This window comes from Humidesulfovibrio sp. (assembly GCF_031082295.1).
In the GTDB taxonomy this organism is placed as follows: Bacteria; Desulfobacterota; Desulfovibrionia; order Desulfovibrionales; family Desulfovibrionaceae; genus Humidesulfovibrio.
Window position 1 is genome coordinate 1 of sequence record NZ_JAVHLD010000030.1, and the last position, 24,318, is coordinate 24,318.

Genomic DNA, 24,318 nt, shown 5'->3' on the forward strand with positions numbered 1-24,318 from the left:
CCTAGAAAAGTCTGTATATATTTCTCTGTTGAGCAAAAGAAACGACTTAATTTCGGGGGGCTACCATGAACACGCAACGCAAGAGAATGTACACCGGCAAGGTTGAACTGCACAACGGATGGGAGCTGCGGCCATATGCCTACCTCAACAGCGACGGCACCTATGTCCCCGAGCTGTCGGCCCGGAAACACCATCCTGGCAGCGCCATCGACATCGTGACCATCGATGAGAAATGCTGCAGCAAGGACGACGCCTTCTCCGTGGCCCTGAAACGCGGCATGTGCCTGGTGGCCACCCTGGCCATGGGCACCAGCATCGGCACCACCCTGAGCGCGTAAGCCTCGAGCGGCCCGGACCGGCGCACACCCCGGCGTCGGCCCCGGTCTTTACCCCGCACAGTGACGGGCGGCCCCCCCTGCCGTGGAGAGGCCGCCCTTTGTTTCGCCCCGGCCCAGGGGCGCAAGCGCGCGAAGTCCCGCCGCCGTCACCAAGCCGTCACGAACCTTTCACCAGCCAGCCACCCTTTTGCCTGCGCGCCGGGCTAAGCCGAGTCTCCAGGCGGGACACCACCCGCCGGAAACTCCCACCCGGAGCACAACGCCATGCGCAACATCCCTGTCTGGGGCAAAATCGCCCTGGGACTCGCCGCCGCCTCGGCCCTGACCCTGGCCATCACCGCCGGGGGCTACCTGGGCCTACTGCGCACAGAGTCCGCCCTGGCCGAAATGGCCAGGCACCACATGCCCGCGCTGGAGGCGCTCGCCACCCTGCGCAATGCCCTAACCGCCATCCAGCGCGCGGAGCGCACCCTGCTCATCGAGGAGACCTCCGAAAACCCTGCGGAAATAGCCCGCCAGAACAAGCTCATGGAGAAGTACCGGGCTCTGGCCCGGGCGGCCTTCGCGGCCTACGAGGCCCTGCCGCAGACACGCGCCGAGACGAAAGCCAAGGCCGAACCGCAGCCCGTCTTCCAGGCGGGCGCCACCCCCGCAGATACCCCCGATTCCCATACTGGCGATGCACAAACCGCCGCTCCCCAGGCGGGAGCACCCGTGGCGGGCGACCCGGCCTGGCTGGAGCTGAAGGACGCCTGGGACTCCTGGCTGAAGCGCCACGACAAGGTGCTGGAGTTCTTGGCCTCGGACATGCGCATGGGCGCCATGGCCCTGTCCATGCGCGAAGCCAGGGAGTCCCTGCTGCGCGTGGAGGCCGCGCTGGACGCCATGCAGGCCCGGGAGCGCGACGAGGCGAACGCCTTTGTGGCCCAGGCCCTGCCCCAGGCCAGGCGCGACCGGCTGCTGCTGCTCGCGGCCTCGGCCCTGGCCCTGCTGACGTCCGCAGGCTTCGGCCTGCACGTGACGCGCAACATCAGCCGCCCCCTGAAGAAGACCCTGGACTTTGCCGAGCGCGTGGCCGCGGGCGACCTCTCCGCCGAGCTCACGGTCAAGCGCCGTGACGAGATCGGGAAAATGGCCGACGCCCTGCGGATCATGGTGCTGGCGCTGCAGAAGGAGATCGCCCTGGCCGAGGAGCGCGGGCAAGAGGCCGCGGCAGAGGCCGAGCACGCCCGCCAGGCCGTGGAAGAGGCCAGGCAGGCGGGCCTGCGCGCCGAGCTCTCGCGCCGCGAGGGCATGCGCCAGGCGGCCTCGCGCATGGGTCAGGTGGTGGAGCGCCTGGGCTCGGCCTCGCAGCAGCTGGCCGCCCAGGTGGAACAGAGCGCGCGCGGAGCCGAGGAGCAGTCGCGCCTGTCCATCCGCACGGCCACGGACATGGAGCGGCTCATCGCCTCCGTTTCCGGCACCGACGCCGGGGCCGCCAGCGCCGCCACCACCGCCGACGCGGCCCGCGACAAGGCCCTCACCGGCGCCGAGGCCGTGGAGCTGGTGACCCGCGACGTGGCCGCGGTGCAGGAGCGCGCCGCCGTCCTGCGCGGGAGCATGGACGCCCTGCGCGCCAGGAGCGAGGACATCGGCCGCATCATCTCCGTCATTGACGACATCGCCGACCAGACCAACCTGCTGGCCCTGAACGCCGCCATCGAGGCCGCGCGGGCGGGCGACGCCGGGCGCGGGTTCGCCGTGGTGGCCGACGAGGTCCGCAAGCTGGCCGAGAAGACCCAGGCCGCCACCAAGCAGGTGGACGAGGCCATCCGGGGCATCCAGCAGGAGACCGGCGGCAGCCTCACGCAGGTGGAGCTGGCGGGCAAGGCCGTGGACGAGGCCACCGAACAGGCCGGAGCCTCGGCCAGCGCTCTGGCGGAGATCGTGGACCTGGCCTCCCGCGCCGCCGGGGAGGTGCGCGGCATCGCCCAGTCCGCGCGCGAGCAGGCCCAGTCCGGGCGCGAGGTGAGCCAGTCCGTGGAGGACATGCGGCGCATCAGCGAGGAGACGAGCCGGGTCATGGAGGAAAGCGCCCGGGCCGTGAGCGAGCTGGCCCAGCAGGCGCACAACCTCGCGGGCATTGTCGACGACATCCGCGCCGACGCGGGCGAGGACGCGGGTGACAACGAGCTCCCGCACAGGATGGAGCTGCTGCGGCCCGCCGCCTAGCGCTTCATCGCCACCAAACGAACCGGGCGGCCCCTCCAGTTGTGGAGAGGCCGCCCGTTGCCGTTTGTATCGGAGCGTTAAGCTACTCGGCTTCGCCGTTGTTCACGCGCAGCGAGTTGATGAGCGAGAGCAGCAGGCTCGGCTTGTCGTGCAGGTCGCTCGACTGCAGGAACATCATGCGCTGGCGGAAGCGGCTCTGCACGGTGGCGATATACGCCGCGCGGTTCTCCACGTTGTCCGGGTGGTAGGCGTCGTAGTAGTCGGGCAGGATGGCCTCCACGCTGGCGCGGGTGGGAATCTGCGCGCCGGGCAGCAGGTCCAGCTTCTCCCACTGGAGCTTGTCGAGCAGAAGCGCGGTCTGCAGCGTCAGCGAGGTCTTGAGCGGGATGGCCCGCAGGTCCAGGTCCGACGACTTCCAGAACCCGCTGGAGTTGAAGCAGTAGCCCACGGCCCCCTGGTGGAAGACCTTGGTGAAGGCCTGCACGTCGCGCCACAGCTCGTACACCCGGAAGGGGTTGGCGTAGGGCATGAACACCAGCTTCTGCAACTCCTCCTCGGGCACGTTCTCGGCCCGGTTGCGCCGGGTCATGAGGCTCGCGCCCATGGCCACGGCCAGGGACGGATCGTCGAAGCGCATGAGCGGCGGCAGGCAGGAGTCCTTCATGAGCCAGCAGATGATGTCCGGGAAGCCGCAGCGGTTCACGTACGCGCCGAGCAGGTCGCGGTCGAACAGGGCGCGGCCGTTGGAGTTGCGCAGGTCCTGGCCCAGCGGCAGAACCTTGCCGTCCACCTCGATGAGCCCGTGGTTCATGACCGAAATGATGTAGCGCCAGTCGTCTGAGCCGAGCGGGCGCGAGTCGGTCTTGTCGAAGAGCGTGGGCTCCCACACGCGGCAGACCTTCTCCTCGCAGTCGATCTGGAAGGCGTCGTCGTGCAGCACCACCTTCTTGAAGCCCTCGGGCAGGGTGCCGCCGTTGTCGGCGCTGTTGGTGTGCGAGCTCTTGCCCGTGCCGGAAAGTCCGAAGAAGGCGATGGAGCGCTTGCCCACGGCCTTGGCCGCCTTGTCCTTGCAGCCGGAGAAGTCGATCTCCTTGATGCCGCCGTGGCAGGCGGCCATGCCCAGGCGCATGCCCGAGGTCCAGGCCAGGGTGAGCGTGCCCTTCTTGCGCTCGCCGAAGTAGCGCATGCCCAGGTTGAAGATGACGTTGGCGGTCTCGTCCACCAGGGCCAGCTGCGGCCCGCCGTGGTTGTTGTAGAACGGGTCGGGGTTGTTCCACAGGTTGTCGCCGATGATGAGGATGTCCTGGATGGGCAGCTTGGGGCTCTTCTCGTATTCCTTGGCCAGCTCGTCGTACGGGGTGAAGTTGGCCAGCCAGTTGAACACGTTGACGGCGTCGTCCTCTCCGGCCACCAGGGTGGCGCGGATCATGAGGTCCTTGTCCAGGCCGAGGATGGCGTGGGCCTTGATGAGCGGACGCTTCTGGAAGTCGAACATGGCCTCGCGGATGTCGCCCAGGACCTTCTGCTGCTCGGTGGGGGTGAGGGCGTTGTAGAAGCGCCTGGCGTTGGCGCTACGGCCCACGATGCGGCCATGGCAGTTGTTCAGCACCTTGGCGCCCTTGGGCAGGCCCAGGCGCTTGGCGGCCGGGGGGTACACGGGCATGTCGGTGACGGCCACGTCGTGCTGGGCCTTGGCGAGCTCGTAGGCCTCGGCCGCGCTGACCAGGCGCACGCGGGGATCGAGGATGAGCGTTTCGGCAAGGGCGCGCAGGGGGGGCATTTTAGACAGGTCGGGACCGTAGAACTCGTAGCTCGACTGGCTGGACATCCGGTGGGCCTCCAAAAAAGTGCCGCGCGGTGCGCGGAAGGATATGCGGCGGGCCTGCCCCCGCTCCTTTCCAAGCGCAAGGGTGTCCGCCGTCAACTCCTACCATAAATCATGGCCGTGGGGGCGGTCAACGGAAGAGTTCCCGCGGATGTGTTTCCCCTCGGATTGCTCCCTGAAGAAGCCTTGGCGGCGCGGCCCCTCATCCCAGCCCGAATTCGGCCTCCGCCCACAGCTCCACCTTGAGCCCCAGCCCGGCGTAGTCTTTCGCCAATTCGTTGCCCTGGCCCAGCACCTCGCCCTGCCAGCGCGGCGGGACGAAGAGCGTCCGGGCGGGCGCGGGGAGCGTGGCGCGGAGGCCGCTCACGTGCAGGAACAACGCGCGGGCGCGGGCCATCTGCCCCAGGGCGGGGTGCCTCGGCCCGGCCAGAATGCGCAAGCCCGCCTGCTCGACCAGGCCCACGCGCGCCGCTGGCACTCCCGCCCCCCAGAGCGTGAGGAGCGCCCTCGCCAGGGCGTCGACGGTGGCCGGGAGTTCCCAGGGCGCATACGCCCCGGCGCGCCAAAGCTCGGCCAGGCCCGTGCCCTCCAGCACCAGGCAGGGGTACAGCCGCACAAGCTCGGGCGCGCCCCCCGGCGCGAGGCCCGCCACCGCGGCCACATCGCGGGCGAAGTCCTCCACCCCCTCCGGCCCGGACATGCCCGGCAGGCCCGGCAGGAGCTGGACGCCCAGGCTGAAGCCCGCCTCCGCCACCATCCGGCAGGCGCCAAGGGCCGTGGCCCCGTCGTAGCCCCGGCGGGAGGCCGCAAGCGCCGCGTCCTGAAAGCTCTGCACCCCCAGCTCCACAAGGTCGAGCCCGCGCGCGCGCAGGTCGGCCAGCAAGGCCGGGGTCACGGCGTCGGGCCGCGTGGAGCAGCGCACCCGGCACACGCGTCCCAAGGCCCGCAGCTCCGCCGCGAGGTCGAGGAAGCGCTCCGGCCAGGGCGCGGGCAGGGCCGTGAAGGTGCCGCCGTAAAAGGCCAGCTCCACCGGGCCTGCGGCCTCGGGCCGGGCCAAAACATCGGCGCGGGCGCGGGCCAGCACGTCGGAAAGCGGGGCGTCCGTCGCGGAAAGGAGCGCCTGGCCGGTCTGGGCGGGCTGGTTGCAGTAGAGGCAGCAGCCGGGGCAGCCGGCCTGGGGCAGGAACACGGGAAAGACTGGCGGCCGGGGCTGGCGCGAAGGCTCGGGATGGGCGAAGCGGGCGGCCATGTCCGGGCGGCTAGGCGTCGGCTTCGCCGGGACCAGTCTCATCGTGGGCGGGCTCGTTGTGGGCGGGTTCGTCGCTGACAATGCGCCCATCGGCCAGGCGGATGATGCGCTGGGCCTTGCGGGCCACGGCCTCGTCGTGTGTCACGAGCACGATGCTGGTGCCGCTCTCGTTGACCTGGGCGAACAGGCGCATGATCTCCTGGCTGGTGGCGGTATCCAGCTGGCCCGTGGGCTCGTCGGCCAGGATCAGCTCGGGCTCGTTCAGCAGCGCCCGGGCCATGGCCACGCGCTGCTGCTGCCCGCCGGAGAGGTTGGCGGGCTTGAAGTGCACGCGGTCGGCCAGGCCCACGCGGTCCAGCAGCGAGAGCGCCCGTTCGCGCAGGGCCGCGGGCGGCGCGCCGGAATACATGCCCGGCAGCAGCACGTTCTCCAGGGCCGTGGCGTAGGGCACCAGGTAGAAGCTCTGGAACACGAAGCCCAGCGTGGTGTTGCGCAGGTGCGAGAGTTCCTCGTCGGCCAGGCCGGACACGTCGCGCCCGAGGAGCCGGTACGTCCCGGCGGTGGGCTGGTCGAGCAGGCCGAGCAGGTGCAGCAGCGTGCTCTTGCCCGAGCCCGACGTGCCCTGCAGCGCAACGAACTCGCCGCGCCGGATGGTCAGGTTGATGTCCGAGAGGACCTCGACGCCCCCTTCGACCACGTCAGCCCCGTTGGCAAGGCCGTTCGCCCCCACTCCGGGCTGCGGCGCGGGCTGGGGCTTCCCGCGCGAGAACAGCCGGGCCATGACGCCCTGGCGCTCCTGCGGGGCCAGCACCTGCCGGAACACCTTGCGGATGCCGGAGAGCTCGATGACGCTTTCGCCGGACACGCTCATCCGCCCTTCTTGGAGGCCTTGGCGGGCTTTGGCTTGGCGCCCTGGCCCACGCCGGGAGCGGCCTCGGCGGGCTTCTCCTGGCCGGAGAGCACGATCTGCGTGGCCACCTCGTCGCCCTCATTCAGGCCCTCCAGCACCTCGCTCTTGTCCAGGCCGGGCAGGCCGAGCTTGGCCGCCACCGGGCGCACGCCACCGGGCGCGGCCTTGTCCACCACGAACACGGTCTGGGTGCCGCCCACCCACTTGAGGGCCTGGTTGGGCACGGTGAGCACGTTTTGGCGGGTGTCCACCACCACGCTGCACTGGGTGGTCATCTCGGGCCGCAGCAGCAGGGCCTGCTCGCGGTCCACGGTGACCAGCGCCTTGTAGTAGACGATGTTGTCGCGGATCTCGGGCTCGGGGTACACGCGGTCGAGCCTGCCGCTGAAGGTCTTGTCCGGCTGGGAGTCCACGCGGAACTCCACGGGCAGGCCGGTCTTCACGCGGCCCACGTCGGTCTCGTCCACGTAGATCCACATCTCCAGCCGCGCGGGGTCGAGCACGGTGACGAGGTTGGCCACCTGCAGGCCCGCCACGATGGTCTCGCCCTCCTGGGCCGTGACCTGGGAGACCACGCCGTCGATGGGGCTGACGATGCGGGTGTAGGAGATGCGCACATCAAGCGTGGCCAGGGCGGCGCGCGCGGCGGCGGCGTCGGCCCGGGCGACCTTGTAGTTCTGGCGGGTCTCGTCGAGGATGCTCTGGGCCTGCATGCCCTGGGTGGTCAGGGCCTCGTTGCGCGGCAGGGTCTTGGCGGCGAACTCGGCCTTGGCCTCGGCCAGGCGCAGGCGGGCGGCGGCCTCCTGGCGCTGGGCCTGAAGCTCGCGCGCGTCGATCTCGGCCACCACCTGGCCCTTCTTCACCGGGTCGCCCACGCGCACGTAGATGCGCGAGATGGTGCCCGTGGCCCGCGCGCCGATCTTGACGCTGGCGCCCACCTGGGCCTTGATGATGCCCGTGGCCTCCAGCACGCGGCGCACGTCGCCACGCGCCACCACGGTCGTGGCCAGCACCCTGGTGGCGCCCGTGGAGCGGCCCTTCTTGTAGTAGTACGCGCCGCCAGCCGCCAAGAGCAGCGCCAGCGCCAGGTACAGAAGCTTCTTTCGTGTCATGTCGGTTGTCCTGTGTGCCTACGGTGGCCTGGGGCTCCGCCCCTGGACCCCGCCAAAGGGCCTGAGGCCCTCTGGACACCCCATTTGTTCGCGGCGGAGTGCGAGGCGGTCCCCACCCCGCACTCCGCCGCCAAACGAGGGGGGCTGGGGGGAATCATCCCCCCGAAAATTCTTCCTCTTCTACTCGCCCAGGCCCATCTCGCGCAGGAACGAGGTGTCCTCGGTCCAGTCCTCGCGCACGCGCACCCAGAGCTCCAGGTGCACCTGGCGCTCCAGCATCACTTCCAGCTCGATGCGCGCCGCCGTGCCGATCTTCTTCAGAAGCTGGCCGCCCTTGCCGATGACCATGCCCTTGTGCCCGGCCCGGGCCACGTGGATGGCGGCGTTGATGCGCACGGGGCCTTCCTCCGGCTCCTCCCACTGCTCGATCTCCACGATGGTGTTGTACGGCAGCTCCTGCTCCAGCTCCAGGAACAGCTTCTCGCGGATGGTCTCCGCCGCCAGGAAGCGCAGGGAGGCGGTGGAGAGCTGGTCCTCGGGGTACAGGGCCTCGCCCGCGGGCAGGACCTTGATGAGCTCGGAGAGCAGGGTGTCCACGCCGTCGCCCGTGGCCGCGGACAGCGGGAAGATCTCCGCGCCGGGGAAGCTCTGGCCCACGCGCATGAGGAAGGGCAGCAGCTTCTCCTTGGGGCGCACGCGGTCGGTCTTGTTCACGGCGATGAACAGCGGGCGCTGCACGCGCTGCACGGGATCGGCCAGGGGCTTGATCTCGCGGTCAAAGAGGTGCGGCTTCTTGGTGTAGAGTTCGGCGTCGAGGATGAGCACCACGGCGTCGGCCTGGTGCAGGGCGCCCCAGGCGGCCTCCAGCAGCAGGCGGTTCATGCGCCCGGCCATGCGGTGCACGCCCGGGGTGTCGAGGAACACCACCTGGGCCGCGTCGTTGGTCAGGATGCCGCTGATGGCGTTTCTCGTGGTCTGCGGCTTGGGCGACACGATGGCCAGCTTCTGCCCCAGGATGTTGTTCAAGAGCGTGCTCTTGCCGGCGTTGGGCGGCCCCATGAGGGCCACGTGGCCAAAGCGATGGTCGGTGGTCATGCAAAATCCTTGGTGTGATTACAGTATGTTGCCGCAGCGGGGGCTGCGCGTGTTCTTCTGGCGCGGCATTGATGATAGCAGAGCTTTGCGCAGCCGTCGACGCAGGCCGGGCCGCGTTTCCCGGCGGGCGCGCGGGCCTTGCAGACTCTCCCTTCTTGGGCCTGTTTCCAAAAGATGAATTTTGTTTCCCTGGCGAGGAAAGGGGCGGCCCCCTTCGGGGCTTCACGGGCAAGCGGCACCGCCAGGGTGTTGCATCACCTCTGCCTGCCCACGTCCCTACAGGGCCTTGCAGCCCTCCTCGGTCACCACCACCATGTACTCCCAGCGCACGCCGCCCCAGGCCGCGTCGTACAGGCCGGGCTCCACCGTGACCACCATGCCGGGCTTGAACTCGCCCTCGGTGCGGGGGCCCAGGCTCGGTCCTTCGTGGGTCTCCAGGCCGATGCCGTGGCCCAGGGAGTGCGTGAACAGCTCGGCCACGCCCGCGTCCTCGAAGACTCTGCGCGCGGCGTGATAGGCCTCGGCGATCATCGCGCCGGGCTTGATGACCTCCATGGCCGCCTTCTGCGCGTTGACGACCAGGCGCTTGGTCTCCTGGAAGCGTTCGCCGGGCTCGCGGCCCACCCAGAAGGTGCGCGTCTGGTCCGAGCAGTAGCCGTTCAGGCGGCAGCCGGTGTCCACCAGCACCAGGCAGTCCCTGGTGATCTTGGTTTCGCCCGGGATGGCGTGGGGCAGGGCTGCGTTTCTGTCCACGCCCACGATGGACGGGAAGCTCATGCCCTCGGCCCCGGCCTCGCGAAACATGCGCTCGATGGCCCAGGCCGCCTCGATCTCGGTGACGCCGGGCTGGAGCACGTCGGGCAAGGCCCGCATGATGCGGTGGTTCAGCCCGCAGGCCGCGCGCAGCAGCTCGACCTCGCCGGGCTCCTTGATGAACCGCAGGCGCTCCACCAGCCCGCCAGCCGGGGCCAGCTCGAAATGTTCGCGCAGGGCGTCGTGGTCGTACACGCTGACGGCCTTGGGATCGTAGCCCAGGCTGGTGACGCCGCGCCCCTTGAGGAACTCGGCCATCATCGCGTGCTTGCCCGCGCTGTAGATGCACAGGTCTTCGCCGGGCCACAGGCGCAAGGCCGCGTCGGTGAAGCGCGCGTCGGTGAACAGGGCGTCGCGGCCGCTGGCGATGACCACCAGCCAGCCCACGGACTCGTTGCACTGGGAGTCGTGCAGCTCGAACCCGGAGAGGTAGAAGCGGTTGGCGGGATAGCTCACCAGCAGGGCAGGCACGCCCTCGGCGGTCAACAGCGCCTTGAGGCGCTCGCGGCGGTTCTCGAACAGGATGCGGTCGGCGGCGTTCACTTCCACGTGTAGGTCTTCTCCGGTTGTTGGAGCATCATGCGCTCGGCCCATTCCACGCCCTGCATGACGCTGTGGTCCATGTTACCAACTTCGTACTTCCAGCCGCCAAAACGCCCGCGGGAGTAAATGTCCCTGGCCTCAAGCCAGGGCTGGAGCGTGCGCAGGGCCAGGTCGCGCTCCAGGCAGGGCACCGGGTAGCCGTAGTCCACCGAGAGCTCGAACCGGCTCTCGATCCTGCCCTTGGCCGAGGCTGGCAGAAGCTCCACGTTGCCCAGGCCGTCGATGGTGCGCCCCATGAGCGTGGCGAGGTCCTCCCGCTTGTGCTCGGAGAAGCTGGTCTCGCACAGGAACGCGGCCTTGCGCTCGTCGGAGTCCGGGACATTCGCGGGCGCGTAGTTGTGAAAATTCGTCACGCGGTAGAACGGGCAGTCGTCCTCCGGGAAGTACATCCAGCAGCGCTTGTCGCGTTTGCCCTCGTGCAGGGGCCGCTCGCCCACGCCCACGCCCGCCACAAACACCCCGTTGTGCTTCAAGAGCCCGGCGGCCTCCACGCAGTCGTCCGGCGGGGTCAGCAGCTGATTGCGAATCAGCAGGTCCAGCGGGCCGGTGTTCAGCAGCGCGCCGTAGACGATCTTCTCGCCCGAGGCAGTGGTCAGGGTCTTGTTCGCCGCGTCGATGGAGGCCACGGGGTCGCCGTAGCGGATGCGGCCGGAGAGCTTGGCCGCCATGCGCCGGAAGATCTCGCCGGTGCCGCCCTGCGAGGGGAACGCGAAGGCGTTGTTCGGCCCCCAGCCCACTTCGTCGAGCTCCAGGATGATGTTCTTGAGCACGCCCTCCAGGCCCACGATGCTGACGCGCTCGCCCACCCAGGAGGCCGACATGCGCTCGGGCGGGATGGCCCAGACCTTGTAGTTGTAGGGCCACAAGAACACGTTGCCGATGCCCTCGCCGAACACGCAGTGGATCCACTCGTGAAAGTTCCTGGGCTGGGCCTCCGGGCGCTTGCCGGGCAGCAGCCCGCACACGCACTCCCAGCGGACGGGCTTGGGCAGGTGGCGGATGTTGTTCTGGAAGGGATAGGGCACCCAGGCCCCGCGCGCGCGGATGTAGGCCCGGCGCTCATGCCGCAGCTGGTCCGCGCCGAGCAGCTCGTCGAGCAGCTTGTCGAAATACTCGTAGTGCGAGAACACCACGTGCCCGCCGATGTCCCAGGTGTAGCCCTGGGGATCCTTGAAGCTGGCGGCCAGGCCGCCGGGGTGGGCATTTTTTTCCAGCACCACGAAGTTTTGCGCGCCAAGCTCCGCCAGCCTGCGCGCGGCCCCCAGGCCCGTTGGACCGGCCCCGATGATGGCATAGTCGACCTGCATGGAAATCCCCTTGAGGCGGCGCGCGAATTTGGCGGCGGTCAAAATTGCCGCTTGCGCACCACGCACAGGTGTCCTATCACGGATCATGCCGGAATCTCGGCCTGACGGCTTGCGCCTTTCGCGTCACCCACCTTTCTCCCGGCCGTCACACAACCGTCACACGGCGTGGGTAGATCATGCCTCGTACAAACGTGAACATCAACCCTTTCGGAGGTTCATCCATGAAACGTCTTCTTTCCGCAGCCCTCAGCGCCCTGGCCGTGCTCGGCCTGGCCGCCGTCTCCTTCGCCGGCGATCTCCCGGTCAAGGGCTCCACCACGGTCCAGCCCATCATGCAGAAGGCCGTCGAGGCCTTCATGGCCAAGAACAAGGACGTCAGCGTGTCCATCTCCGCCTCCGGCTCCGGCGACGGCGCCAAGGCCCTCATCGACGGCAGCTCCCCGCTGGCCATGATGAGCCGCGAGATGAAGGAATCCGAAATCAAGCAGGCCGAGGCCAAGGGCGTGCGCCCCAAGCAGATCGTGGTCGCCTATGACTGCATCATCCCGGTGGTCAACGCCGCCAACCCGGTCAAGAACATCACCATGGCCCAGCTGAAGGACATCTACACCGGCAAGGTCAAGGACTGGAAAGATTTGGGCGGCGCCCCCGGCCAGATCGTCGTCGTCTCCCGCGACTCCTCCTCCGGCACCTTCGAGTACTGGGGCGACCACGTTATGAAGAAGGAGCGCGTTTTCGCCCGCGCCCTGATGCAGGCCAGTAACGGCGCCGTGGCCCAGACCGTGGCCAAGAACAAGTACGCCATCGGCTACGTGGGCCTGGCCTACGCCAAGGCTCCCGGCCTGAAGGACCTCACCGTCGAGGGCGTCATGGGCAGCGTGGAGAACACCCTGAACGGCACCTACCCCATCTCGCGCGGGCTGTACCTCTACTCCAACGGCGAGCCCGCCGGAGACGTGGCCAGGCTCGTGAACTTCATCCTGTCCGACGCCGGCCAGAAGATCGTGGCCCAGGTGGAGTACGTGCCCCTGAAGTCCAGCAAGACGGCCAAGAAGGGCAAGAAGTAGGCGTCTTCCCCGCGCCAAGACAGTTTCGGCCTTCCTCCCTTGGAACCCCTCCACCCAGTCCGGCCCGCGCGGACTTGGGTGGAGGGGTTGAACCGCAAGAGCACAGGAGTGACGCGCATGCGCCGCAGCACCAGGGAAATCCTCATCAAACGGGCCTTCATGGCCACGGCCGTGACCTCGCTGGCAGTGCTGGCGCTCATCATGGTCTTCCTGTTCATGGAGGGCCTGCCCGCCTTCGGCTTCGTCAGCGTGAAGGACTTTCTGACGGGCATGGACTGGTACCCCACGGACGAGGCCAACCCCGCCTACGGCATCCTGCCGCTCATCGCCGCCAGCGCCTCGGTGACGGCCCTGTCGTCGCTGGTGGCCATCCCCCTTGGCGTCATGACCGCCGTGTACCTGGCCGAGATCGCCAGCCCCCGCGTGCGCGCCGTGGTCAAGCCCGTCGTGGAGATGCTGGCGAGCCTGCCCTCGGTGGTCATCGGCTTCTTCGGCATGGTGGTCATGGCCCCGTTCCTCCAGGACTATTTCGACATCCCCGTGGGCCTGAACCTGGCCAACGCCGCGCTCATGCTGGCCTTCATGAGCGTGCCCACCATCGCCAGCGTCAGCGAGGACGCCATCTACGCCGTCCCGCGCGACCTCAAGGAAGCCAGCTTCGCCCTGGGCGCCACGCACCTGGAAACGCTTCTGCGCGTCACCATCCCGGCCTCGCTCTCCGGCATCGGCACGGCGGTGATCCTGGGCATGAGCCGGGCCATCGGCGAGACCATGGTGGTGCTCATGGTGGCGGGCGGCGCGGCGGTGATCCCGGACTCGCTGTGGAGCCCGGTGCGGCCCATGCCCGCGAGCATCGCGGCGGAAATGGCCGAGGCGCCGTTTCGCGGCCACCACTACCACGCGCTCTTCGCCACGGCCATGGTGCTCTTCCTGGTGACGCTCAGCTTCAACATCCTGGCGGACTACATCTCCCACAAGCACCAGCAGACCGGCTCGGCCAGCCTGTAAAGCGAGGCGAAACATGAACGTTGACGCGACCCTCTCCCTGCCCACGCCCCCGCGCCGTTCCCTGTCCGTCACCACGGGCCGCGACCGCGTGCGCAAGACCAAGCAGTGGCTGGCCTTCATGCTGCTGCGCGGGGCCATCCTCACCGTGGCCGCGGCGCTGGCCGTCATCATCGGCTTTTTGCTGGTCAACGGGCTGTCGTCCATCTCCTGGAGCTTTCTGACTGAAGTCCCGCGCAACAACATGACCGAGGGCGGCATCTGGCCGTGCATCGTGGGCACGGTGCTGCTGTCGCTGGGGGCCATGGCCGTGGCCCTGCCGCTGGGCGTGGCCAGCGCCATCTACCTGCACGAGTACGCCCAGCCGGGCAGGCTCATGCGCATCATCCGCCTGGGGGTGAACAACCTGGCGGGCGTGCCCTCGGTGGTGTTCGGCCTGTTCGGCCTGGGGCTGTTCGTCACGGTGCTCGACCTTGGCGTGTCGCTCCTGGCGGGCTGGCTGACGCTCGGCGTGCTGTGCCTGCCGGTGATCATCGGCACCACGGAGGAGGCGCTGAAGAGCGTTCCGGCCACCTATCGCGAGGCCTCCCTGGCCCTTGGCGGCACCAAGTGGCAGACCATCTGGCGCGTGGTGCTGCCAAGCGCGCTGCCGGGCATCCTCACCGGCTCTATCCTCGGCATCAGCCGCGCCGCGGGCGAAACCGCGGCCATCATGTTCACGGCGGCGGTGTTCTACACGCCCAAGATGCCCAGCTCGATGTTCTCCGACGTCATGGCCCTGCCCTACCACATCTACGTGCTGGCCACGGCGGGCACGGAGATCGAGAAGACCCGGCCCATCCAGTACGGCACGGCGCTGGTGCTCATAGGCCTCGTGCTGGGCATGAACCTCTTCGCCATCTTCCTGCGCGCCTGGCTGCAACGCCGGGGCAAGCGCTAGGCCCCCCGCCAGGGCAAAAGAAAAGGGGGCCGACAGGCCCCCTTTCGCTTCGCTCGGCACTCGCGCGCTATTTCTTGATGCGCTTTTCCCAGAGCTTCATGTCCTTCATCTTGTTGCGGCGCTGGCGCTGCAGCTCCTTGCACACCAGCGGGGTCTTCTTGGCGTAGCCCCACTTGGCGCGGTACTCGTCCGGGGTCAGCCCGAACTTCGCCAGGTGACGCTTGGTCAGCACCTTGAAGCTCTTGCCGCTCTCAAGACAAACGATGCTCTTCTCGCGGATGGCCTTCTTGGGGTCCGAGAGCGGGGCGGCGGCGGCCTCGTCCTCGTCTCCTCCGGTGGCCGCGCCAATCTTCCGGATGCCACTCTGTAGGCCCTTCACCATGGAGAGGATCTCGTCCTCCGTCATGGTGCGCACAGTGGCCTGGGCTTTGACGATATCGAGCGCTTCCTTCAAAAAATCATCCATTACGGCCTCCTAGGGGGGAATTCTCCAGCTTCCGCCCGCACGGCACTGCTTGCGGTCAGAGGCGGACTCTGTGTTTTAATTACGAAATCGGCTTGCAGATGTAAAGTTACAATCCGACATAATATTTACGAAGATATACGCAAATACGCAGAAATGAATGCTCGCCCCACTTGCCGGGGGCCCACCTCGGAAATGGGGTTGCGAATTATCCCAAGAAGCTTATGTTTGACTTGGAGGAGATAAGCAGGCCAGAGGAGAGGGACCAACGACATCAGGGAGGTCGACATGGACACCAAGCGCTTCGACCCCGAACTGCTCTACGTGGAATGCGCGCGCTGCGGCCAACCCGTGCTTTGGAGTCCGGGAGACACCACGAACATCCTGGCCTGGGCGGGAATTGATTCCGGAACGCTGGACGAAAAGTGCATGATCGTTTCCGACGGCTGCCCTTCGTGCATGCCGGGCCAGAGCAGCTTCAGCACCCAGGTGGTGCGCCTGCGCAGAAACCCGGAAGGCCGCGCCCGCGCACAGGGCGCCCCCGTCAACTGAGAACGCCCGCTCCCAGCCGTCCACTGGTCAAGCCCACAGCTCACGTCAACCGATCACCCGCCGTTCACATCAACCACGCGCCGGAGCAGGGAGCAGAGCAAGCGACTCGACCCTGTTCCGGCCGTTTTTCTTGGCCTGGTACAGCGCGTCATCCGCCGCCGCCATGAGCGACTCCAGCGTGTTGCGCAGGTGCGGATGCTCCCCCCCGGGCTCCAGGCTCAAGGTCGCCGCGCCGATGCTGACGGTAATCGAAAGCGTGGTCTCCCCGGTCGAGGTCGGCACCGGCACCGGCAGCTCGGCCACGGCCGCCCGAATGCGCTCGGCCAGCTCGCAGACGGCCTCGCTCCCCGCGTTGGGCGCGAGCACCGCAAACTCCTCCCCGCCCACCCTGGCGAAGATGTCGGACTGGCGCACCTTGTGCTCCAGCAGGTCGGCAAAGGCCGCGAGCACGGCATCGCCCGCCGCGTGGCCGTAGGTGTCGTTGACGCTCTTGAAGTGGTCAAGGTCGAGCATGAGCAGGCTCACCGGCATGTCCGCCCGCAGGGCCGCGTCGATGAGGCGCGGGCCTTCCTGAAACAGGAGCTTGCGGTTGGCCGAGCCGGTCAGATGGTCCGTGAGGCTGGCCTGGCGCAGGGCGTCCAGCGTATCGCGCACGCGCTCCACCATGAGGCAATAGGCGACATTGAGGCGCTTGATCTCCACGGGGTCGCCCAGGTGCGGCTCCGGGTCGCACTGCACGTCGAAGTCGCCGCCCTCGATCTTGCGGGAGTGCTCCTCCAGGCGGCGCACCGGGCCTTCGAGCGAGCGCGCCAGCCTGAGCGCCACCGGGCCGAAGCCCAGGAACAGCAGCGCCGCGCCCAGCAGCGGGAAGCCCAAAATGCCCGCGTGCAGCCGCATGATCTCGCTCTCGGGCTTCTCGGCCACCAGCAGCCAGCGGTTGTCCAGGATCCAGCGGTAGACGCCCACCACGCGCTCGTCGTCGCGGTTGCGGTAGATGCCGGAGGGCAGCGTCCCGGCCTTGGCGCTGTCGTAGATCACGTCGCCGCCGTGCAGGCTGCGCAGGGGGCGCGCGTCGGGCTTGGCCGGGTTGCTGGCCGGACTCAGGAGGGTCCCCTTGGCGTCGAGGAGGAACGTGCGGCTGGTGGTGGCGGAGTACATGGCCTGCAGCAGGCCGAGCAGGGTGTCCAGGCGCACGGATCCGAAGACCAGCCCCTTGAACTGGCCCCGGGAATCCATCACCGGCGAGGCGACCACGATGATCTTGGCGCCGGTGGTGCGGCTGGTGATGACGTTCGAGATGGACCCCTGGCCCCTTTTGGCCGCCAGGAAATACTCGCGGTCCGACACGTCCACCCCGGTGGGGTGCTTGGGGTCGGCTTTGGTGCGTCCATTTTCGCCCACGTAGACCAGGTCGTCAAAGGCGGGTGTGGCGGCCAGCATGCCCGTGAGCATGTCGCGCAGGCTGTCTGGGGGCAGGAGCAGCACGCGGGGGTCGGCCGCAAGATAGCCCACGTCCTTCGCGCGCTCCTTCACCCAGTATTCAATGAACTGCTGCTGCAGGGCCAGCGTGGCCTTCAGGTCCCGCTGGGTCTCCTGGTGCAGGGCCTGGCTGGAGTACAGCAGGAAAAAGGCCAGGCCCACCAGCAGCGGCACCAGGAACATGGCCCAGAGGATGAGCCGGAGCCTCTGCACCAGGCTATAGGAGCGATAGATTCTTGCCATTGGACACATGTAAGCATGCCCCTTCCGCTGGCAAGGGTGGCCTCGTGTTTTCAGCCGCCGATGGCCGACATGGCCGTGCCGCAGACCCCCTGCCCGGCCCGGCGCGCCGCCAGAAGCTCGAACCCCAGGGGCTTGACCTGGCTGGCCAGGCGCAGGATGCGCTCCACGTGCCCCAGGCCGAGCTTCGGGTGGCGCAGGGCTCCGCGCAGGCGGTAGACCCTGTCGGAGAACAGGCAGGTGCGCAGCACGCCCCCGCTGGTGATCCGCAGGCGGTTGCAGGACCCGCAGAAGTGGTTGGAGAGCGGCGTGATGAGCCCGAAGCGCCCGGCCCCGCCCTCGATGGCGAACATCTGCGCCGGACCGGAATCGCCGCCGCCGCGCGTCACGGGGGTCAGCCCGGCCAGGGTCTTGGCCTCGGCCAGGATGTCCGTGGCGCGCCAGACCTGCTCCGGCTTCCACTCGCTGCCGCCCATGGGCATGTATTCGATGAAGCGCACGTCGATGGGCAGCTCCCGCGCCAGGCCGAGGAATCCGGCCAGTTCGCCGTCGTTGACCCCGCGCATGGCCACGGCGTTCAGCTTCACGCGGATGCCCGCGGCCAGGCAGGCGTCGATGCCGCGGCGCACCTCGGCGTAGAGGTCCTGCCCGGTGACCCGGGCGAAGGTGGCGGGATTGAGCGTGTCAAGCGAGATGTTGATGCGCGCGACGCCAGCGGCGGCAAGGCGCGTGGCGAAGGGCGCGATGAGCGTGGCGTTGCTGGTCAGGCGCAGGTCAAGCGTGGGAAAGCGCTCGCGCGCGGCCTCCAGGAACTCCATGAAGCCCTTGCGGGCAAAAGGCTCGCCGCCGGTGAGGCGCACCTTGCCGATGCCCAGGCGCACGCCCAGGCCCATGAGGTCCAGGAACTCCTCGTAGCGCAGCACCTCATCGTGCTTGAGCCACTGGCGCATGCGGCTGTCGCAGTAGAGACAGCGCAGGTTGCAGCGGTCGGTGACGGAGAGGCGCAGGTAGCTGACGCTGCGCCCCCTGGTGTCCGAGAGGTGGCCCCCGGCGCCCTCGCCCCCAGCCGGGGGGCTACTTGGCCCGGCGTTCGGCATCGGCTGCCTCCACCTTGGCCGCTGCCTTTTCCACGGCGGCGATGAACCCGGCCCGCTCAGCCTTCAGGCGCTCGGCCAGGGCGGGGTCGGACAGGGCCAGGATCTGGGCGGCCAGCCAGGCGGCGTTGCGCGCCCCGGCCTTGTCGAGCGCCACGGTGCCCACGGGGAAGCCCGGCGGCATCTGCACCGTGGCCAGCAGCGCGTCCATGCCGCCCAGCGGCGAGGCGGCAAGCGGCACGCCGAGCACGGGCTTGGTGGTGCGGGCGGCCACTGCTCCGGCTAGGTGCGCGGCCATGCCCGCCGCGCAGATGAACACCTGGCAGCCCCCGGCCTCAAGCTCGGTGACCAGGGCTTCCGTGCGCTCCGGGGTGCGGTGCGCGCTCGACACGGTGAAAACATACTCGATGCCGAGCTTGTGCAGAATCTCGGCGCAGGGCTTCATCAGGTCCTCATCGGACGCGCTGCCCATGAACACGGCGACCTTGGCCATGTGTCGTCTCCTTGCTACTTTGTGCGATTGATGCCTTTGTCGCCGATGTCGCGGCGGAAATAACAGCCCTCGAAACCGACCTTGGCGACGGCCTCGTAGGCCTTGGCCTTGGCCTCGGACAGCGTCGCCCCCAGGGCCGTGACGCCGAGCACGCGTCCGCCGCTGGTGACGGTCTTGCCTCCGTCCACCTTGGTGCCCGCCTGGAAAACCTTCACGCCGGGCAGCTTGTCGGCTTCGTCGAGCCCGGAAATGGCCATGCCCTTGGGGTAGCTGCCGGGGTAGCCCGGCGCGGCCACCACCACGCAGAGGGCCGTCTCCGGCCGGACGCGAACCATGTCCGGCTTGAGGCTGCCCCCGGCGCAGGCGAACATGATGTCCACCAGGTCCGAGTCCAGGCGCATCAGGAGCGGCTGGCACTCGGGATCGCCGAAGCGCACGTTGTACTCCAGCACCATGGGCCCGTCCTTGGTGAACATGAGCCCGGCGTAGAGCACGCCCTTGAAGGGGTGGCCCGCGGCGGCCAGGTGGCGCAGAATGGGCCGGATGCACAGCTCGGCGGTCTCGGCGTATTTGGCCTCGGGCAGCACCGGGGCCGGGCTGTACGCGCCCATGCCGCCGGTGTTGGGGCCGGTGTCGCCCTCGCCCACGGCCTTGTGGTCCTGGGCCGAGGGCAGAAGCGCGTAGTTCTCGCCATCGCAAAAGGCCAGGAAGCTCGCCTCCTCTCCGACGAGGGCGTCCTCCACCACCACGCGGGCGCCCGCGGCGCCGAAACTTTTCGCCACCATCATGTCGTCGATGGCGCCAAGCGCCTCCTCGACGGTCCTGGCCACCACCACGCCCTTTCCGGCCGCTAGGCCGTCGGCCTTGACCACCAGCGGGGCGCCCTTCTCGCGCACGTAGGCCCGGGCGGCCTCGGCGTCGTCGAACACGCCGAAGGCGGCGGTGGGCACGCCGGCGGCGCGCATGACGTTCTTGGCGAAGGCCTTGCTGCCCTCAAGCTGGGCGGCGTAGGCGCTGGGGCCGAAGCAGGGGATGCCCTCAGCGGCCAGTGCGTCGGCCAGGCCCTTGACCAGCGGGGCCTCCGGCCCCACCACCACCAGCCCGACCTTTTCGGCCTTGGCCAGCTTGATGAGCCCGTCGATGTCGTCGTCCTTCACGGCCACGTTGGTGGCCTCCCGCGCGGTGCCGCCGTTGCCGGGCGCGGCGAACACGCGGTCCACTTTTGCGGAATCATTGAGCTTCCAGCACAGGGCGTGTTCCCTGCCGCCGGAGCCCACAACAAGCACGTTCATGGTCTGCTCCAGATGGGTTGATTGGTGCCACAGGTCTAGTGAAATCGGCGCGAATTTGCAAGGCGGCCACCGGATGCGTATTTTTGGCACTGGATGCACATTTTGCTTGCGCTGCTTTGGCAAAGACCTATTATGCAATTTGTGATTTCCGCCATCGCCAAGGTACCATGCACCATTTCAAGGAGGTCAGCCATGAGTATGATGAAGGCGTCGACAGGAAAGACTTCAACAAAGACGGCCCCCAAGGCCAAGGTTCCGGCAAAGGCCACGACAATGGCGGTGGCCAAGGTTCCGGCCAAAACCGTCGCGAAGACTCCCGCAAAGGCCAAGGCTCCGGCGAAGAAGAAAAACAGCCGGGAGGCCATGCTGGCCAGGGTCGAGGCCGTGCGCCTGTCTCAGCGCAACGAGGGCCATTTCGACTGCTTCGGCAGGGCCGGGGAAGGCTACTGCGACCAGGGCGAGTGCTCCTACCACTCCGAGTGCCTGAGCGTGTCGCGCATGCTCCACTCCATGTAGCTGGGCTCCCAGCGCTGCCGCCTCTTGAACCGCCACCCCCCGGCGGCTCCAGATGGAATTGCCCCCCAAACAGGGCAGCCCTTTCCCTGCGCGGGTGAATCCTCTACAGTGCTGCCCATGACGAACGAAAACGCCTTGAGCCCGCGCGCCAGCCTCCGGGGCTTCTTCTTCACCGTGCCCTGGAACCTGCTGCTGCTCACGGCGGGGTCACTCCTGGTGGCCTTCGCCGTGAAGTCCGTCGCCGTGCCGCACGGGCTCTTGACCGGCGGGGTCTCTGGCCTCGCGCTTCTGTGCTATTACCTGCTCCCGGCGCTGGACCCCGGCATCTGGTATTTCCTGCTCAACGTGCCCATCATGCTGCTGGGACTCAAGCTGGTGAGCCGCCGCTTCGTGCTCTACAGCCTGTTCGGCATGGCCGCCACCAGCCTGTTCATCGACCGCATCACCTACGTGCTGCCCGTGGTGGACCCGTGGCTCGCGGTCATCGCCTGCGGCGTGAGCCTGGGCGCGGGCATCGGCGTGGCGCTGCGGTCGCTGGGGTCCACCGGCGGCGCGGACATCCTGGCCGTCATCGTGCGCGAGCGCTACAGCATGCCCATCGGGCGCTTCGAGTTCTTCTTCAACCTCATCGTCTTCGCCCTGGGCCTGGCCTTTTTGAAGATCGAGGCCGTGCTGTATTCCGTGGCCATGAACTTCCTGGTCAGCTGGGTGGCCGACGCCTGCCTCTCGCTCTTCAGCGAGCGGCGCATGGCGCTTGTCATATCCCAGCACCCGGAGGCCATCGTGCAGGCGGTGCTGCACACCCTGGGGCGCGGAGCCACCGTGCTCGACGCGCGCGGCGGCTGGAGCGGCGAGGACCGCAAGGTGGTCCTGACCATGCTGAACAACCTGGAAATGAAACGCCTGGAGGAGTTGATCTACAACATCGACCCCGACGCGTTCACCATCATGGGCTCCGGCTTCCACGTCCTGGGCCAGGGCTTCTCCAAAAGGAAGGTGTACTGACATGCGCGCCATCGCCCTCTTGACCGACTTCGGCCTCACCGACCCCTACGTGGGGCAGCTGCACGCCGCCCTCACGCGGCTGGCGCCCGGCGCGCCGCTCATCGACATCAGCCACCAGGTGGAGCCCTTCGGCACCGCCCAGGCGGCCTTTTTCCTGGCCGCCAGCGCCCCCCACTTCCCGCGGGACACGGTGTTCATGTGCGTGGTGGACCCGCGCGTGGGCACCAGCCGAAAGATCCTGGGCGTGCAGGCGGGCTCCCAGAGCTTCCTGGCCCCAGACGGCGGCCTGCTGGACCTGCTGCTCGACACCCCGGGCCTGCCCCCGGCGCGCATTTATGACCTCGCAGGGGCGGCGACGGACTATGGCCACTCCGCCACCTTCCACGGCCGCGACATCTTCTCGCCGCTGGCGGCCCGGCTCTCGGCCGGGGAGGCCATGGAGACCCTGGGCTCGCCCCTGACCCGCGAGGACGTGATGCGCCAGACCTGGGCCAAGCCCCAGGTGGAGGACGGCGGCGTGCTGGCCCATGTGCTGCATGTCGACCACTTCGGCAACTGCGTGCTCTCTCTGCGCCAGGGCTTCCCCTTCGCCGAGGAGGTGGCGGGCTTGTCGCTGGCGCCGGGAGAGAGCATGCCCCTGCGCCGGGTGCGCGCCTACGCCGAGCTCGGCCTGGGCGAGCCGGGCCTGCTGCTGGGCAGCCAGGGCTTCTACGAGCTGGCCGCCTTCCAGGACTCCGCCTCAATGCGGCTGACTTTGAGCCCCGGCGACCCGGTGCGCATCCTGTTCGCCAGGGGCCTGGAGCTTTTGAAGGTATGAGCGCGCCCGCCCGCTTCCTGGGCACGCTGGGCTTTTTGTCGCGGCTGGCGCCCGCCCGCGTGCTGCCCGAGGCCGACCTGAGGCGCATGATGTTCCACCTGCCCCTGTGCGGGCTGGTGATCGGCGCGGTCATCGTCTTGGCGATCGGGGCCCCGGCGGCGCTGGGGCTCCTGGCGGGCAGGCCGCTGGTGCTGGCCTGGCTGGCCGTGGCGCTGCTCGCGTGGGTCACGCGGGGGCTGCACCTGGACGGCCTGGCCGACGTGGCCGACGGAGCCGCCGCCCATGTGGAGCCGGAGCGCTTCTGGGCCATCATCAAGGACAGCCGCTCCGGGGCCTTTGGCGTGGCCGCCATGGTGCTGGCCCTGGGCGGGCAGGGCGTGCTGTTCGGCGAGATGCTGAAGGACGGCCACTGGTGGGGCGTGATCTGGGCCGTGGTGTTTGGCCGCTGCTGCGCCGTGGTCTTCGGGTTCACCGCGCGGGCGCATGTGCGCCCTGGCCTGGGCGGACTGTTCCTGGCCGGGGCGACCCCGGCCGCCACTGCCTGGGCCGTGGCGGCGGCGCTGGCCCCGGCGCTCTGGCTGCGGCCGCTAGCCGCGGCCTGGGCCGTGGCGTTGGCGCTCGCGGCGCTGACACCGTTGCGGCGGCTGGTCACCGCCGTGGGCGGCGTCAACGGCGACTTTCTCGGCGCGGCCATAACTATCGGCGAACTCTGCGCCGGGCTGGGATTCGTCCTGGCCGCAACCGTCTGAACCTCCACGCGAGGAGGCACTCTTGCCAGATTCCATCCGCAACCCAAAGTCGATGTTCACGGCGGCGTCCAAGGCGGCGGCCTGCCTGGCGCTGCTGGCCTGCCTGGGCCTTTCGGGCTGCGTGCAGGCCAACCTGAGCCTCTTCGGCGAGCCCGGCAAGCCCTACAAGGAGCAGCGGCTCGACGGCGACGGGCCGGACAAGGTGCTGCTGCTCGGCGTGGACGGCCTGATCAGCGAGCACACGCGCGGCCTGCTGCGCAACAGGCCCAGCACCGTGCAGGAGCTGGTGGCGCAGCTCAAGCTGGCGCGCGAGGACAAGGACATCAAGGCCGTGGTGCTCAAGGTCGACTCGCCCGGCGGCTCCACAACGGCCAGCGACATCCTCTACCACGAGCTCATGACCTACAAGGACGCCAGCAAGGTCAAGATGGTGGCGGCCATGATGGGCCTCGCCGCCTCCGGCGGGTACTACGTGTCGCTCCCGGCGGACCACATCCTGGCCCACCCGACGACCATCACCGGCAGCGTGGGCGTCATCTTCCTGCAGCCCAGGGTGGCCGGGCTGATGGAGAAGCTCGGCCTCGGCGTGGACGTGAGCAAGTCCGGCACGCTGAAGGACATGGGCTCGCCCTTCCGGGCCGCCACGGCGGAGGAGAAGCGCCTCGTGGACGCCATGACCAGGGCCCAGGCCACGCGCTTTCTGGAGCTGGTGCAGCTGCACCGGCACCTGGACCCCGCGGCCCTGGGCATCGTCGCCTCTGCCCGGGTGTTTACCGCCGCCGAGGCCAAGGACCTGGGGCTCATCGACTCCGTGGGCTACCTGGACGACGCCCTGGCCAAGGCCAAGGAGCTGGCCGGGCTGCCCAAGGACGCAACGGTGGTGACCTATCGCCGCCGCGAGAATCCCGACGGCACCTACTACCTGCCCGGCGTGGAGGCCGAGGGCGCGCGCCCGGCGGTCATCAACCTGGACCTGGAAGGGCTGCTGCCGCCGCAGGCGGGCCTGTACTACCTCTGGACCCCGGGCTACGGGCAGTAAATGATTTCCCGACCCTCCTTGTGCTAGGCTACGTAATCGGCTAGATTGTCACGGTCCGCATCAGCTGGAGAGTCACGTCCAGAGTTGGGCGCCGCCAGGGCGCT

Annotated in this window: 23 protein-coding genes; 11 read left to right on the forward strand and 12 right to left on the reverse strand. The window is 68.6% G+C overall.

Annotated elements, in window-relative coordinates:
- Positions 1-65: 65 nt before the first annotated feature.
- Together RDU24_RS13015 and RDU24_RS13020 are read left to right on the forward strand one after the other, a co-directional pair.
- A complete protein-coding gene (locus RDU24_RS13015) occupies positions 66-338 on the forward strand; it encodes a hypothetical protein (protein WP_308736204.1) in 273 nt (90 codons plus the stop codon).
- 264 nt (positions 339-602) lie between these two features.
- Positions 603-2,549: a methyl-accepting chemotaxis protein gene (locus tag RDU24_RS13020; RefSeq protein ID WP_308736205.1), complete on the forward strand. Its 1,947-nt coding sequence runs from the start codon at positions 603-605 to the stop codon at positions 2,547-2,549.
- 82 nt (positions 2,550-2,631) lie between these two features.
- On the opposite strand, the gene RDU24_RS13025 is transcribed toward RDU24_RS13020, so the two are convergent.
- The 7 genes from RDU24_RS13025 to RDU24_RS13055 all read right to left on the reverse strand — a co-directional run bounded on the left by RDU24_RS13025 (position 2,632) and on the right by RDU24_RS13055 (position 11,463).
- The gene (locus RDU24_RS13025) at positions 2,632-4,377 is read right to left on the reverse strand and encodes a phosphoenolpyruvate carboxykinase (RefSeq protein ID WP_308736206.1); all 1,746 of its coding nucleotides are present in this window, start codon (positions 4,375-4,377) and stop codon (positions 2,632-2,634) included.
- Positions 4,378-4,576: 199 nt separating this feature from the next.
- A complete protein-coding gene (locus tag RDU24_RS13030) occupies positions 4,577-5,665 on the reverse strand; it encodes an elongator complex protein 3 (protein WP_308736207.1) in 1,089 nt (362 codons plus the stop codon).
- Positions 5,634-6,494 carry an ABC transporter ATP-binding protein gene (locus RDU24_RS13035; protein ID WP_308736208.1) on the reverse strand — a complete coding sequence of 287 codons (861 nt, stop codon included), beginning with the start codon at positions 6,492-6,494 and terminating at the stop codon, positions 5,634-5,636. The genes RDU24_RS13030 and RDU24_RS13035 overlap by 32 nt, the downstream gene beginning before the upstream one ends.
- Positions 6,491-7,645, reverse strand: coding sequence for an efflux RND transporter periplasmic adaptor subunit (locus tag RDU24_RS13040; protein WP_308736209.1), 1,155 nt, complete (start codon positions 7,643-7,645; stop codon positions 6,491-6,493). Before RDU24_RS13040 ends, RDU24_RS13035 begins: the two co-directional genes overlap by 4 nt.
- A 180-nt stretch (positions 7,646-7,825) precedes the next feature.
- Positions 7,826-8,740 carry a GTPase Era gene (era, locus tag RDU24_RS13045; RefSeq protein ID WP_308736210.1) on the reverse strand — a complete coding sequence of 305 codons (915 nt, stop codon included), beginning with the start codon at positions 8,738-8,740 and terminating at the stop codon, positions 7,826-7,828.
- Positions 8,741-9,016: 276 nt separating this feature from the next.
- On the reverse strand, positions 9,017-10,102 hold the full coding sequence (locus RDU24_RS13050; RefSeq protein WP_308736211.1) for a M24 family metallopeptidase: 1,086 nt from the start codon (positions 10,100-10,102) through the stop codon (positions 9,017-9,019).
- Positions 10,093-11,463: a protoporphyrinogen/coproporphyrinogen oxidase gene (locus RDU24_RS13055; RefSeq protein WP_308736212.1), complete on the reverse strand. Its 1,371-nt coding sequence runs from the start codon at positions 11,461-11,463 to the stop codon at positions 10,093-10,095. Before RDU24_RS13055 ends, RDU24_RS13050 begins: the two co-directional genes overlap by 10 nt.
- 221 nt (positions 11,464-11,684) lie before the next feature.
- On the opposite strand from RDU24_RS13055, the gene RDU24_RS13060 reads away from it, so the two are divergent.
- The 3 genes from RDU24_RS13060 (at position 11,685) to pstA (ending at position 14,475) form a co-directional block, all read left to right on the forward strand.
- Positions 11,685-12,530, forward strand: a complete 846-nt coding sequence (locus RDU24_RS13060; protein WP_308736213.1) for a PstS family phosphate ABC transporter substrate-binding protein — start codon at positions 11,685-11,687, stop codon at positions 12,528-12,530.
- Positions 12,531-12,647: 117 nt separating this feature from the next.
- Positions 12,648-13,538 carry a phosphate ABC transporter permease subunit PstC gene (gene pstC / locus RDU24_RS13065; protein ID WP_308736214.1) on the forward strand — a complete coding sequence of 297 codons (891 nt, stop codon included), beginning with the start codon at positions 12,648-12,650 and terminating at the stop codon, positions 13,536-13,538.
- A 118-nt stretch (positions 13,539-13,656) separates the two neighbouring features.
- Complete coding sequence (gene pstA, locus RDU24_RS13070; protein WP_308736234.1) at positions 13,657-14,475, forward strand: phosphate ABC transporter permease PstA; 819 nt, start codon at positions 13,657-13,659, stop codon at positions 14,473-14,475.
- A 67-nt stretch (positions 14,476-14,542) separates the two neighbouring features.
- On the opposite strand, the gene RDU24_RS13075 is transcribed toward pstA, so the two are convergent.
- Positions 14,543-14,941, reverse strand: coding sequence for a MucR family transcriptional regulator (locus tag RDU24_RS13075; RefSeq protein WP_308736215.1), 399 nt, complete (start codon positions 14,939-14,941; stop codon positions 14,543-14,545).
- 285 nt (positions 14,942-15,226) lie between these two features.
- Between RDU24_RS13075 and RDU24_RS13080 the strand changes: the two genes are divergently transcribed.
- On the forward strand, positions 15,227-15,490 hold the full coding sequence (locus RDU24_RS13080; protein ID WP_308736216.1) for a hypothetical protein: 264 nt from the start codon (positions 15,227-15,229) through the stop codon (positions 15,488-15,490).
- A 69-nt stretch (positions 15,491-15,559) separates the two neighbouring features.
- Here the strand turns inward: RDU24_RS13080 and RDU24_RS13085 are convergent, their stop codons facing one another.
- From RDU24_RS13085 to purD, 4 genes are read right to left on the reverse strand one after another with little or no spacing between them, the layout of a single operon-like run.
- Positions 15,560-17,212, reverse strand: a complete 1,653-nt coding sequence (locus RDU24_RS13085; RefSeq protein WP_308736217.1) for a sensor domain-containing diguanylate cyclase — start codon at positions 17,210-17,212, stop codon at positions 15,560-15,562.
- Positions 17,213-17,262: 50 nt separating this feature from the next.
- The gene (gene moaA, locus RDU24_RS13090) at positions 17,263-18,306 is read right to left on the reverse strand and encodes a GTP 3',8-cyclase MoaA (RefSeq protein WP_308736218.1); all 1,044 of its coding nucleotides are present in this window, start codon (positions 18,304-18,306) and stop codon (positions 17,263-17,265) included.
- The gene (purE, locus tag RDU24_RS13095) at positions 18,284-18,796 is read right to left on the reverse strand and encodes a 5-(carboxyamino)imidazole ribonucleotide mutase (protein ID WP_308736219.1); all 513 of its coding nucleotides are present in this window, start codon (positions 18,794-18,796) and stop codon (positions 18,284-18,286) included. The genes moaA and purE overlap by 23 nt, the downstream gene beginning before the upstream one ends.
- A 14-nt stretch (positions 18,797-18,810) precedes the next feature.
- Positions 18,811-20,088: a phosphoribosylamine--glycine ligase gene (gene purD / locus RDU24_RS13100; protein WP_308736220.1), complete on the reverse strand. Its 1,278-nt coding sequence runs from the start codon at positions 20,086-20,088 to the stop codon at positions 18,811-18,813.
- 192 nt (positions 20,089-20,280) lie between these two features.
- On the opposite strand from purD, the gene RDU24_RS13105 reads away from it, so the two are divergent.
- From RDU24_RS13105 to sppA, 5 genes are all read left to right on the forward strand, one after another.
- Positions 20,281-20,604 (forward strand): hypothetical protein, encoded by a 324-nt coding sequence (locus RDU24_RS13105; RefSeq protein WP_308736221.1) that lies wholly within the window; start codon positions 20,281-20,283, stop codon positions 20,602-20,604.
- Positions 20,605-20,721: 117 nt separating this feature from the next.
- Complete coding sequence (locus RDU24_RS13110; RefSeq protein WP_308736222.1) at positions 20,722-21,609, forward strand: YitT family protein; 888 nt, start codon at positions 20,722-20,724, stop codon at positions 21,607-21,609.
- Between the two features lies 1 nt (position 21,610).
- Positions 21,611-22,426 (forward strand): SAM hydrolase/SAM-dependent halogenase family protein, encoded by an 816-nt coding sequence (locus tag RDU24_RS13115; RefSeq protein ID WP_308736223.1) that lies wholly within the window; start codon positions 21,611-21,613, stop codon positions 22,424-22,426.
- Positions 22,423-23,175 (forward strand): adenosylcobinamide-GDP ribazoletransferase, encoded by a 753-nt coding sequence (locus tag RDU24_RS13120; RefSeq protein ID WP_308736224.1) that lies wholly within the window; start codon positions 22,423-22,425, stop codon positions 23,173-23,175. Before RDU24_RS13115 ends, RDU24_RS13120 begins: the two co-directional genes overlap by 4 nt.
- A 22-nt stretch (positions 23,176-23,197) precedes the next feature.
- Positions 23,198-24,214 carry a signal peptide peptidase SppA gene (gene sppA / locus RDU24_RS13125; protein WP_308736225.1) on the forward strand — a complete coding sequence of 339 codons (1,017 nt, stop codon included), beginning with the start codon at positions 23,198-23,200 and terminating at the stop codon, positions 24,212-24,214.
- The last annotated feature ends 104 nt before the right edge of the window (positions 24,215-24,318 follow it).

What these genes read in the sequence shown, in the direction of transcription:
- RDU24_RS13105 (WP_308736221.1), top strand. Translation starts at nt 20,281, where the DNA reads ATGAGTATGATGAAGGCGTCGACAGGAAAGACTTCAACAAAGACGGCC.
- RDU24_RS13085 (WP_308736217.1), bottom strand. Translation starts at nt 17,212, where the DNA reads ATGGCAAGAATCTATCGCTCCTATAGCCTGGTGCAGAGGCTCCGGCTC.
- purD (WP_308736220.1), bottom strand. Translation starts at nt 20,088, where the DNA reads ATGAACGTGCTTGTTGTGGGCTCCGGCGGCAGGGAACACGCCCTGTGC.
- RDU24_RS13020 (WP_308736205.1), top strand. Translation starts at nt 603, where the DNA reads ATGCGCAACATCCCTGTCTGGGGCAAAATCGCCCTGGGACTCGCCGCC.
- purE (WP_308736219.1), bottom strand. Translation starts at nt 18,796, where the DNA reads ATGGCCAAGGTCGCCGTGTTCATGGGCAGCGCGTCCGATGAGGACCTG.
- era (WP_308736210.1), bottom strand. Translation starts at nt 8,740, where the DNA reads ATGACCACCGACCATCGCTTTGGCCACGTGGCCCTCATGGGGCCGCCC.
- moaA (WP_308736218.1), bottom strand. Translation starts at nt 18,306, where the DNA reads ATGCCGAACGCCGGGCCAAGTAGCCCCCCGGCTGGGGGCGAGGGCGCC.
- RDU24_RS13025 (WP_308736206.1), bottom strand. Translation starts at nt 4,377, where the DNA reads ATGTCCAGCCAGTCGAGCTACGAGTTCTACGGTCCCGACCTGTCTAAA.
- RDU24_RS13120 (WP_308736224.1), top strand. Translation starts at nt 22,423, where the DNA reads ATGAGCGCGCCCGCCCGCTTCCTGGGCACGCTGGGCTTTTTGTCGCGG.
- RDU24_RS13040 (WP_308736209.1), bottom strand. Translation starts at nt 7,645, where the DNA reads ATGACACGAAAGAAGCTTCTGTACCTGGCGCTGGCGCTGCTCTTGGCG.
- RDU24_RS13110 (WP_308736222.1), top strand. Translation starts at nt 20,722, where the DNA reads ATGACGAACGAAAACGCCTTGAGCCCGCGCGCCAGCCTCCGGGGCTTC.
- pstC (WP_308736214.1), top strand. Translation starts at nt 12,648, where the DNA reads ATGCGCCGCAGCACCAGGGAAATCCTCATCAAACGGGCCTTCATGGCC.
- RDU24_RS13080 (WP_308736216.1), top strand. Translation starts at nt 15,227, where the DNA reads ATGGACACCAAGCGCTTCGACCCCGAACTGCTCTACGTGGAATGCGCG.
- RDU24_RS13115 (WP_308736223.1), top strand. Translation starts at nt 21,611, where the DNA reads ATGCGCGCCATCGCCCTCTTGACCGACTTCGGCCTCACCGACCCCTAC.
- RDU24_RS13030 (WP_308736207.1), bottom strand. Translation starts at nt 5,665, where the DNA reads ATGAGACTGGTCCCGGCGAAGCCGACGCCTAGCCGCCCGGACATGGCC.
- pstA (WP_308736234.1), top strand. Translation starts at nt 13,657, where the DNA reads ATGCTGCTGCGCGGGGCCATCCTCACCGTGGCCGCGGCGCTGGCCGTC.
- RDU24_RS13060 (WP_308736213.1), top strand. Translation starts at nt 11,685, where the DNA reads ATGAAACGTCTTCTTTCCGCAGCCCTCAGCGCCCTGGCCGTGCTCGGC.
- RDU24_RS13035 (WP_308736208.1), bottom strand. Translation starts at nt 6,494, where the DNA reads ATGAGCGTGTCCGGCGAAAGCGTCATCGAGCTCTCCGGCATCCGCAAG.
- RDU24_RS13015 (WP_308736204.1), top strand. Translation starts at nt 66, where the DNA reads ATGAACACGCAACGCAAGAGAATGTACACCGGCAAGGTTGAACTGCAC.
- RDU24_RS13055 (WP_308736212.1), bottom strand. Translation starts at nt 11,463, where the DNA reads ATGCAGGTCGACTATGCCATCATCGGGGCCGGTCCAACGGGCCTGGGG.
- RDU24_RS13075 (WP_308736215.1), bottom strand. Translation starts at nt 14,941, where the DNA reads ATGGATGATTTTTTGAAGGAAGCGCTCGATATCGTCAAAGCCCAGGCC.